Origin of the sequence: Kitasatospora sp. NPDC057512 (genome assembly GCF_042802135.1) — a bacterium.
Classification (GTDB): Bacteria; Actinomycetota; Actinomycetes; order Streptomycetales; family Streptomycetaceae; genus Kitasatospora.
Genome location: NZ_JBHVET010000362.1, coordinates 1 through 8,168, shown reverse-complemented (window position 1 = coordinate 8,168; position 8,168 = coordinate 1). Strand labels below are relative to the sequence as shown.

The 8,168-nt window shown below is 72.9% G+C and carries 8 protein-coding genes; 5 read left to right on the top strand and 3 right to left on the bottom strand.

Annotated features, from left to right (window positions below):
- Positions 1 to 37: 37 nt before the first annotated feature.
- The 3 genes from ACFU6K_RS22790 to ACFU6K_RS22780 form a co-directional block, all read right to left on the bottom strand.
- A complete protein-coding gene (locus ACFU6K_RS22790; protein WP_380665779.1) occupies positions 38 to 649 on the bottom strand; it encodes an ATP-binding protein in 612 nt (203 codons plus the stop codon).
- Between the two features lie 100 nt (positions 650 to 749).
- Positions 750 to 1,964 (bottom strand): helix-turn-helix domain-containing protein, encoded by a 1,215-nt coding sequence (locus ACFU6K_RS22785; RefSeq protein ID WP_380665777.1) that lies wholly within the window; start codon positions 1,962 to 1,964, stop codon positions 750 to 752.
- A gap of 86 nt (positions 1,965 to 2,050) precedes the next feature.
- Complete coding sequence (locus ACFU6K_RS22780; protein ID WP_380665775.1) at positions 2,051 to 3,139, bottom strand: methyltransferase domain-containing protein; 1,089 nt, start codon at positions 3,137 to 3,139, stop codon at positions 2,051 to 2,053.
- A gap of 151 nt (positions 3,140 to 3,290) precedes the next feature.
- Between ACFU6K_RS22780 and ACFU6K_RS22775 the strand changes: the two genes are divergently transcribed.
- From ACFU6K_RS22775 to ACFU6K_RS22755, 5 genes are all read left to right on the top strand, one after another.
- The gene (locus ACFU6K_RS22775) at positions 3,291 to 4,604 is read left to right on the top strand and encodes an XRE family transcriptional regulator (protein ID WP_380665774.1); all 1,314 of its coding nucleotides are present in this window, start codon (positions 3,291 to 3,293) and stop codon (positions 4,602 to 4,604) included.
- Positions 4,605 to 4,724: 120 nt separating this feature from the next.
- The gene (locus ACFU6K_RS22770; RefSeq protein ID WP_380665772.1) at positions 4,725 to 5,858 is read left to right on the top strand and encodes an RICIN domain-containing protein; all 1,134 of its coding nucleotides are present in this window, start codon (positions 4,725 to 4,727) and stop codon (positions 5,856 to 5,858) included.
- Positions 5,859 to 5,885: 27 nt separating this feature from the next.
- Positions 5,886 to 6,536, top strand: coding sequence for a M15 family metallopeptidase (locus ACFU6K_RS22765; RefSeq protein WP_380665770.1), 651 nt, complete (start codon positions 5,886 to 5,888; stop codon positions 6,534 to 6,536).
- 101 nt (positions 6,537 to 6,637) lie between these two features.
- Positions 6,638 to 7,054: an NUDIX hydrolase gene (locus ACFU6K_RS22760; RefSeq protein ID WP_380665768.1), complete on the top strand. Its 417-nt coding sequence runs from the start codon at positions 6,638 to 6,640 to the stop codon at positions 7,052 to 7,054.
- A gap of 229 nt (positions 7,055 to 7,283) precedes the next feature.
- Positions 7,284 to 8,117, top strand: a complete 834-nt coding sequence (locus ACFU6K_RS22755; protein WP_380665766.1) for a LysR family transcriptional regulator — start codon at positions 7,284 to 7,286, stop codon at positions 8,115 to 8,117.
- Positions 8,118 to 8,168: the final 51 nt, after the last annotated feature.

Sequence of the window (8,168 nt, the reverse complement as noted above, 5' to 3'; positions counted from 1 at the left end):
AGCGGCCAGGAGGTCGGCGGGAGCGCCACCTGCCGGCTCACCGGATGGTCGGGCCGGGCGTCGAGAGGTCGGCATGCACCACCTTCCCGAACGGACGGGGGCTGGCACCCCAGCGACCTTGAGTGAGCCGGTGGACCAGCGCAAGACCGCGACCCGACGTCGCGTATGGCCCGGCCTGGATCATCACGGGCATCGCGCGGGAGCCGTCACCGACGAGGATGCGGACGACCCGGTCACTGGGACGGCGCACGGCGACGACCATGCGCGTCTGGCAGCCGGTCTCGACGGCGTTGGTGGCCAACTCACTGACGATCAACAAAGCGTCTTCCATCAACTCGTCCAGCTCCCATTCCCGCAGCTTCGCGCCAACCAGGCGACGTGCGGCACCCACGGACTCGGCCTGGTACGGCAGGCAGACAGTCGCCGGCCCGACGGCCATCTGAGGGGCGGCGCCGGAGCAGCCGATCCGGACTGCTGGATCCGCCTCATGGCCCCCCGGCTCCGCACGTTGACGGTCGCGCACTCGGTGGACGTCCGCCATCGGGTCCCGGCGAAAGCCGTAGCCGTGTGTCGACGCCGGGGCGAGTTCCGTCACCGACGCATCGGACAGCCTGACCGTCTTCGCCGTGGCAGCCGCGTCCCGCACCATTCGCATACTCCCTCACGCACCGAGCCCGTAGCGTCACTCGACGCTACGGGCCTGGTGTGATGCGAGGGGGCAGAGTTTCTGCCTCCAGTTCCGGCGGTCGCTACGCCGCCATTCCGATGGAGTCAGCCAAGCGCCGCCCGGCCTCCCGGGTCGAGGGCCGGCCGTCGACCAGCCCTCGAACCATGGCCCGGGCCTCGTCGTTCCATCGCACCGTCTCGGGTGCGACACCGACGGCATCCGTCAACAGCCCGGCGACGGACTCCGCTTCACCACGGAGTGCGTGCGCCCGCGCGACCTCGATCAAGTGGCGACCACGGCGGGGGACCGCCGTGACATCGGCCACCGGAAGCCGCTGAGACCAGCGCAGCGCCGTGCCGGCCTGACGAAGCTCGACCGCCACAGTCACCGAGTGCAGCGCGACAGCCTGGCGAGACCCGGACGTGGGAGCGCTCCAGAAGTCCTCCGGCAGGCGCTCCGCGACGGCCGCCGCGCGGTCGATCCAGCCCCACGCCTCACCGGCTTCCCCGGCCACGGCATGCGTGATGGCAGCATGGAATGCCATGTCCGCCCAGGCAGATGCCAGTTCCGGCGAGTTCGAGCGAATCGGTGCGAGCAGCCGAAGAGCGTCCTCAGTGAGCGACTGAGCACTGTCCCACTGACCGGACTTCCGGAACGCCTCCACCAGGAACCAGCACGCCTGCCCGATCGCCTGCGGATCTCCCGATGCCCGCGCGGTCGCCAAAGCCCGCTCGGCCACCCGCCAGACCAGGTTGCCGTCCCCTTGGAACGCGGCGTACATCTGCGTCAGATTCAGCGCACTGGCGTACATCACCTCCGCCCGTCGCCGGTCAGCGCAGCCCGGATGCGAAACCGCTGAAGACGCGGCCGACACAAGCGACGGCAACAGCTCGGCCAGAGCGGTCCGGTGATCGCCACGGGTCATCCTGGTCCGCCACGCGTTCGCCAGCTGCAACGCGAGGTGGCCCAGGTTCGGCAGCGGCCCATCGACCAGCCCCAGTGGCGCACCGTCAACCGCCCGTCGGACGGAGTCCAGGGCCGCATGTTCCACACCGGAGTACAGCGCCGTCGGCATACTCGCCTCACCCGTCAGCAAGGAGAGGTCGTCAATCCCCAAGTGCTGAGCGATACGCACGAGCATCGGCAGGCGCGGTGGCAGCAACGCCCCGCTCTCCACCTGCTTCAGCCAACTCGGCGACCGCCCCAACAGGGCGGCCAACACCGGACGGGACTTCCCGGCACGCTCCCGGTAGTACTGGATGCGCCGGCCAACGGGCAGTGCGGGATCCAAGGCCATGCCGACAGCCTACGGCCCAGTGGCTGCCTCCGACAGCTGGAGAAAACCGGAACTCGCAAGCCTGGGAGTCACTTTCACGTCGCCCCTCACCCGACCACACGATCCGGCTCGTCCAGCCACACCCGGTGCTCGCCCGCGACGGTGACGGTCAGGCCGAACCGGTCGAGGCCCGGCTCGCCCTGGCGCCGCCACCACGCGTGGGCGGCCGTCACCTCGTCCCACAGGTTCCGGGGGCCGGACTGCGAGACGGCGTGCTCGCCGTCCCGGTCGGCGAGGCGGCAGTGGGCGTACGAAACGCCGTCCCACACCTCGAACCGCCCGGTACCGAAGCGGTCGTAGCCCGCCCACACCTCCCGCCGGAACAGGCCCGGCAGCCGCAGCCCGATCGCGAAGGCGGCGTCGGTGCACTCGGCCACGGCGGCGGGGTCGAGGGCGGACGGACCGTGCCGGACGTCCTCGATCTCGAACTCGCCGCTCCCGGGCCGCTGGTCCCGCACCCACATGAAGGCGACGTCCTCGACGAACGGCCCGCTCGCGGACCGGCCGTCGTCGGCGACGGTGAGCTTCAGCAACCCCCCGTTGCAGAACGCCGTGCCGTACGGAACGACGATCACGCCCCCGGGCACCGTCTGCTCGATCAGCGCCCCGGGGACGCGCTGCACGGCCGCCGTGACATGGACCCGGTCGTACGGCGCGCCCGCCGGATGCCCGAGCATGCCGTCGCCGACAACGGCCCTGACCGGCAGGCCGTTCGCCGCCAGGCGGCACCGCGCGGCACCGGACAGTTCGGGGTCCAGCTCCACGGTGGTGACGTTCTCCGCCCCGAGTCGGCGGGCCAGCAACGCCGCCGTCCAGCCCGCACCGGTCCCGATGTCCAGCACCCGCATGCCGTCGGCGACCCGGAGGTGCCAGAGCATCCGGGCCACGACGGTGGGCATCGAGCTGGACGAGGACGGCGTGCGACCGTCCTCGTCCAGCCGGGTCACGAGCGGGATGTCCGAGGCGACCAACTCGCCCCACTCGACCGGCCGTTCCGTCCGGTCGAGCCACTCGCCCCCGTGGTGGACCCGGTCCGGAACGAACAGGCAGCGGGGCACGGCCCGGAACGCCGGCTCCCAGTCGGCCGACAGCGCCCCGGACTCCCGGAGCGTGTCGGTGAGCGCGTTCCACTTCACGCGGTCATCCCCTTCGTGGAGGAAATCGGTCGGTGCGAGTCGAGTACAGCCCAACTCGCCCTCGCCGGACAGCCATTGCCGGTAGTCCCGGGGTTGTCCCGCCCGCACCGGCGGTAGGCTCGCGGGCACTGTCGATGATGGGATTGACCCCGTGGACGACCCGATCCGGCATCCCCTCGCCTACGCGCGCGAACTCCGCCACTGGTCGCAGGGTGACCTCGTCGCGGAGCTGAACAAGGCCGCCCGCCGTCACGGACTCCGGTCCGGCGCCGACAAGACGGCCGTCAGCCGGTGGGAGCACTGGCGCAAGACGCCGAACACCGACTCCCAGCTCCTCATCGCCGAAGCCTTCGGCGTCCCGCTGTCGGAGCTGGAGGCGTACGGCTGGCCGTACTGGCTGCCCGGGCGCGACGAGCCGCTGCCCCTGGGCACCGCCCACACCGTCCGAGCACTCCACGACGCCCAGAGAGCCGCCATGGACCGCCGCAGCTTCATGACCTTCAGCGCGATCTCGCTCGGCGGCCTGGCCGCCCAGTGGGCCACGGCCGAGCCCGGGCGCCTCGCCTCGGCCCTGGACGGCAAGCACGTGGACGGTGAACTCGTGGACTGGCTGGAGGACACCAGCAGGAGGCTGACGGCCCTGCCCACCGAGCAGCGCCAGCACACCGTCCGTCTGATGGACGCCCACCTGGCCACCGTCACGGAGCTGATCGAGGAGGGCCGCTACAGCGGGACGACCGGCCGACGCCTCCACCGGCTGGCCGCCTCGCTCGCCACCACCTGTGGCTGGCACCGCTTCGACCAGGGCCGACACTGGGCGGCCGGAAAGCTCTGGGAGGCCGCCCTGCAGTCCGCGAACGCCGCGGGCGACCGCGACCACGGCGCCGGAGTGCTGTCCGACTTCGCCTACCAGGCCACCTGGCTCGGCGAGGCGGGGACCTCCGTCGACCAGCTCGGACACGCCCTGTCCGGCGTCTCGCACCCCACCGCGCGCTCCCTGCTCCTCCTCCGCCGCGCCAGGGCCCACGCGGCGCTCGGCGACCGCGCCGCCTGCTACCGGGACCTGTCCGACGCCAAATCCGCCCTCGCCGTCGACGCCGCCGACCCCGCACCCGGGTGGTGCGCGTGGATGAGCCCCGCCGACCTGGCCGTGGACTCCGGCCAGTGCCTCCTGGATCTCGGCCGCACGGACGAGGCACAGGCCCGGATCGCGGAGGGGCTGACGCTGCTGCCCCGCGCCAGGGACAAGACGCGCGGCGTCTTCCTGACGTACCAGGCCCGGGGCCACCTGAAGGCCGGGGACGTCGAGCAGGCCGTGTCCGTCACCGGCGAGTCGCTCGACCTGGCCACCCGCATCGGCGCACCCCGCTGCGTCACCCTGGTCCGCGAGCTCGCACCGGCCTTCGCGCCGTACCGCCGGGTCGACGGCGTGCCGGAGTTCCTGGAGCGCCTGCGGGCCGGCTGACCACCGACCCGTTCCTTCGTCCCCGACCGGCACGCCCGTACGCCCCGTGCGCCCTGGCGCCGACCCGCCCGATCAAGCGATCATGGTCTTGACGTTCAGTCATATTCCCATGCCGAGAGGGTGTCCAAGATGCTGGTCGACTGGCCCACCGAGACGTTCGCGCTACGCCTGCACCGCATCCCCGGCCTGGTCGCCGGAGCCGCGCCGGGCAGCCCGGAGGGCACCCCGGTGGTGCTCGGGCCCGAGACCGGTGGCGACGGCGAGCAGTGGGTGGCCGAGCGGTTCCGGGTGATCAACCACCGGATCCGCCACGTGGCCACCGGCCTCTACCTGACCGCCGAGGAATCGAGCCGGGGCGCCGCGGTCACCCTGCGGCCCAAGTTCCCCGACACCGGCAGCGATTCCTCGTACTGGCGGCAGGCGTGGCGTGCCTTCGTCCAGCGCGACACCGGCCGGCTGATGGCCCTCCACGACTCCTCCAACTGCCTCCTCGGCCTGGCCGACCCGGCGGCCGAGCGGCCGGGCGGGCCGCTGATCCTGGAGAAGGGCGCCGGGGCCCAGGACCTGGCCTGCACCGCCTGGGCGCCCGCGCCCCTCCCGGCGCCGGAACCCGCCCCCGCCCCGGCGCCGAAGGCCACCGACCTGCCGGTGGGAACGGGACGGGTCCGGGTGCCGGCCCGCCGCTTCGAGAAGCACGTGCGGACCATCGAGCAGATCTTCGACGAGACCAGCTTCCGGGAGGTCCCCGGCGAGCTCCTCACCCCGGGCACCCGCATCGAGACCTTCGACTTCGACCAGTACTCCCAGGGCGACTGGTACAAGGAGGAGCGGGAGGGAAATCTCGTGACCTTCATCGACAGCTACGACACGGCGGGCGCCGCGCGCAGGGCCTTCCACCGGCTGAAGGGGGAACCCGCCCGCTACGTGGACTCCACGGAGGTCGACGTCCACTACGTCCCGCCGAAGCTCGTCGCCCGCACCAACTTCCCCGCCGCGCTCTTCGACCGCATCGTCGGCCACGACGCCATCTTCCGGACGCCGTACCGGCTGCCCAACGGGCACGGCTTCTACAACCAGCCCGAACGCCGCGAGGGCCTCTACTTCCCCAAGCGCGACGGCGCCGGCACCGTCGTGCAGTGGAACAAGACCTGGATCGCGGACCGGGACACCTCGTCCAAGGTCTTCCTCTGCTTCGACGGCCGCTACTTCATCGACGAGATGGACATCACCTGGGCCGACGACGAGAAGAGCTGACCCCGGACCCGACACCCAGGAGGCGTGTTGAGCGAGATCATCCTCATGTCCGACCCGAAGGTCGCCGCGATCCCCGTCCAGGACTGCGGCGAGCGGCTGTCGGACGTACGGAGCGGCGGCGGGCTGCCGGTCGACGGGCGCAAGCAGGACGGCGCCGGGGCCTTCGCGCAGCTGCGGGCGGGCGTGCTCGACCGGCTGCTGGACGCGCAGGCGGCCCTGCCGGACGGTCTGCGGCTGCTGTTCGTCGAGGGCTACCGGCCGCCGGCCCTCCAGAGCCGCTACTTCGACGAGTACGCCGCCGAGTTGCGGGCCGCGAACCCCGACTGGCCGGACGACCGGGTCAGGTCGTCGGCCAGCCGCTACGTCTCCCCGCCGGAGATCGCGCCGCACAGTGCCGGAGCCGCCGTCGACCTCACCCTGGTCGACGGCGACGGCCGTGAGCTCGACCTCGGCACCCGGGTCAACGCCAGCCCGGAGGAGAGCGCCGGGGCCTGCTACACCCACGCCGACACCATCGGTGCTCAGGCCCGCGCCAACCGGCGACTGCTCTGCGACGTCCTGACCGGCGCCGGACTCGTCAACTACCCCACCGAGTGGTGGCACTGGTCGTACGGGGACCGCTACTGGGCCCTGGCCACCGGAGCGCCGACCGCGCTCTACGGGCCGGCGCACCGGTAGCCGGTACGACACGCGGCCGGCCGCTCGTTGCCGTCCCGGCCCGGGGGCCCGGGCCAGGATGGCGTCGACACCGACACCGTCCCGGCCCGAGGAGCAGAGCGATGACCGAGCAGAACCCCGAGCAGCGACTCCCCGCCGTCGCCGTCGCGATCGTCGTCGAGGACGGCCGGGTGCTGATGGTGCGGCGGCGGGTCGCCGAGGGCGAGCTGTCCTGGCAGTTCCCGGCCGGGGAGGTCGAGCCGGGCGAGTCGGCCGGGGCGGCGGCCGTGCGCGAGACCGCCGAGGAGACCGGCCTGCGCGTCGCCGCCGTCCGGCTGCTCGGCGAGCGGGAACATCCGCAGAACGGGCGGCGGATGGCGTACACGGCCTGCGAGGTGCTCGGCGGCACCGCCACCGTGGTGGACTCCGACGAGCTGGACCGGGTGGTGTGGGCGTCCCGCGCCGAGCTGGCCGAGTACGTGCCGTTCCCGCTGTTCCCGCCGGTGCGGGAGTACCTGGACGGCGCGCTCGCCGGGTAGGGGCGCTCACCGACCTCGCCATGGCCCAACTCGTCCACGGCGACCACGCCGAGGCGACCGGCACCCTGCACGAGGCGCACGCCCTCGCCGTACGGGCGGAGGCCCCGGGCAGTCGCTGACCTCCGGTGCCCCATCCACCCCGTCCACCCCCGTACCCTGTCCCGCAGCACTCGCACAGGCACGGTACGGACCTTCGGGGGAACCGGGGAAACCAGTGGAACTACGTCAGTTGCGCGTCTTCGAGGCCGTCGTCGCCCACCGCACCGTCACCGGCGCGGCCGTGGCACTCGGACTCGCCCCGGCCTCCGTCTCCGAACAGGTCCGCACCCTCGAACACAGCCTCGGCACCGACCTGTTCGACCGGGCCAGGCATGAGCTGACCCTCACCTCCGCCGGGGAACGCCTCCTACCCTGGTCCCGCCGGCTCCTCGACCAGGCCGACCAGGCCCGCCGCGAAGTCGTCGTCACCCGGACCCGCCTGCGCCTCGGCGTCCTGGCCGCCGTCGCCGCCACCCACCTCCCGGCCGCCCTGGCCCGCCTCACCGACCACCGGCCCAACCTGGACATATCCCTCCACACCGACGCCACCCGGGACGTCCTGCTCGACGGCGTCGCCGCCGGAGCCCTGGACGCGGCCCTCCTCCTCGACACCCCCGGCCCGCTCGGCGCCCTCGGCTTCCCCCTGCCGCCCGCCCCGCTCGACCACCTCGACCTCCAGGCCGTCCCCCTCGCCCTGGTCGCCGCCCCCACCCACCCGCTCGCCCGCGCCACCGCCCTCACCCCCGAAAACCTCCGCGGCCACCACCTCCTCGTCGACACCCCCGCCTGCTCCTACCACCTCGCCGGCGAACGGCTCCTCGGCCACCACGTCCGACGCCTCCACACCGGCACCGTCCCCACCACCCGCGCCTGCGCCGAACAGGGCCTCGGCATCGCCCTCCTCCCCACCCACGCCATCCACGACCACCTCACCGCCGGCACCCTCACCCGCCTCCCCCTCGACCCCCCACCCCTCCACCTCCGCCTCCTCTGGCCCACCCACCACACCCCCTTCCCCACCTGACCCCCCGCCCCCGCCCCCGCACACAGCAGCGCGCCCCGGGGTTCAAGGAAC

What these genes read in the sequence shown, in the direction of transcription:
- ACFU6K_RS22785 (WP_380665777.1), bottom strand. Translation starts at nt 1,964, where the DNA reads ATGGCCTTGGATCCCGCACTGCCCGTTGGCCGGCGCATCCAGTACTAC.
- ACFU6K_RS22760 (WP_380665768.1), top strand. Translation starts at nt 6,638, where the DNA reads ATGACCGAGCAGAACCCCGAGCAGCGACTCCCCGCCGTCGCCGTCGCG.
- ACFU6K_RS22790 (WP_380665779.1), bottom strand. Translation starts at nt 649, where the DNA reads ATGGTGCGGGACGCGGCTGCCACGGCGAAGACGGTCAGGCTGTCCGAT.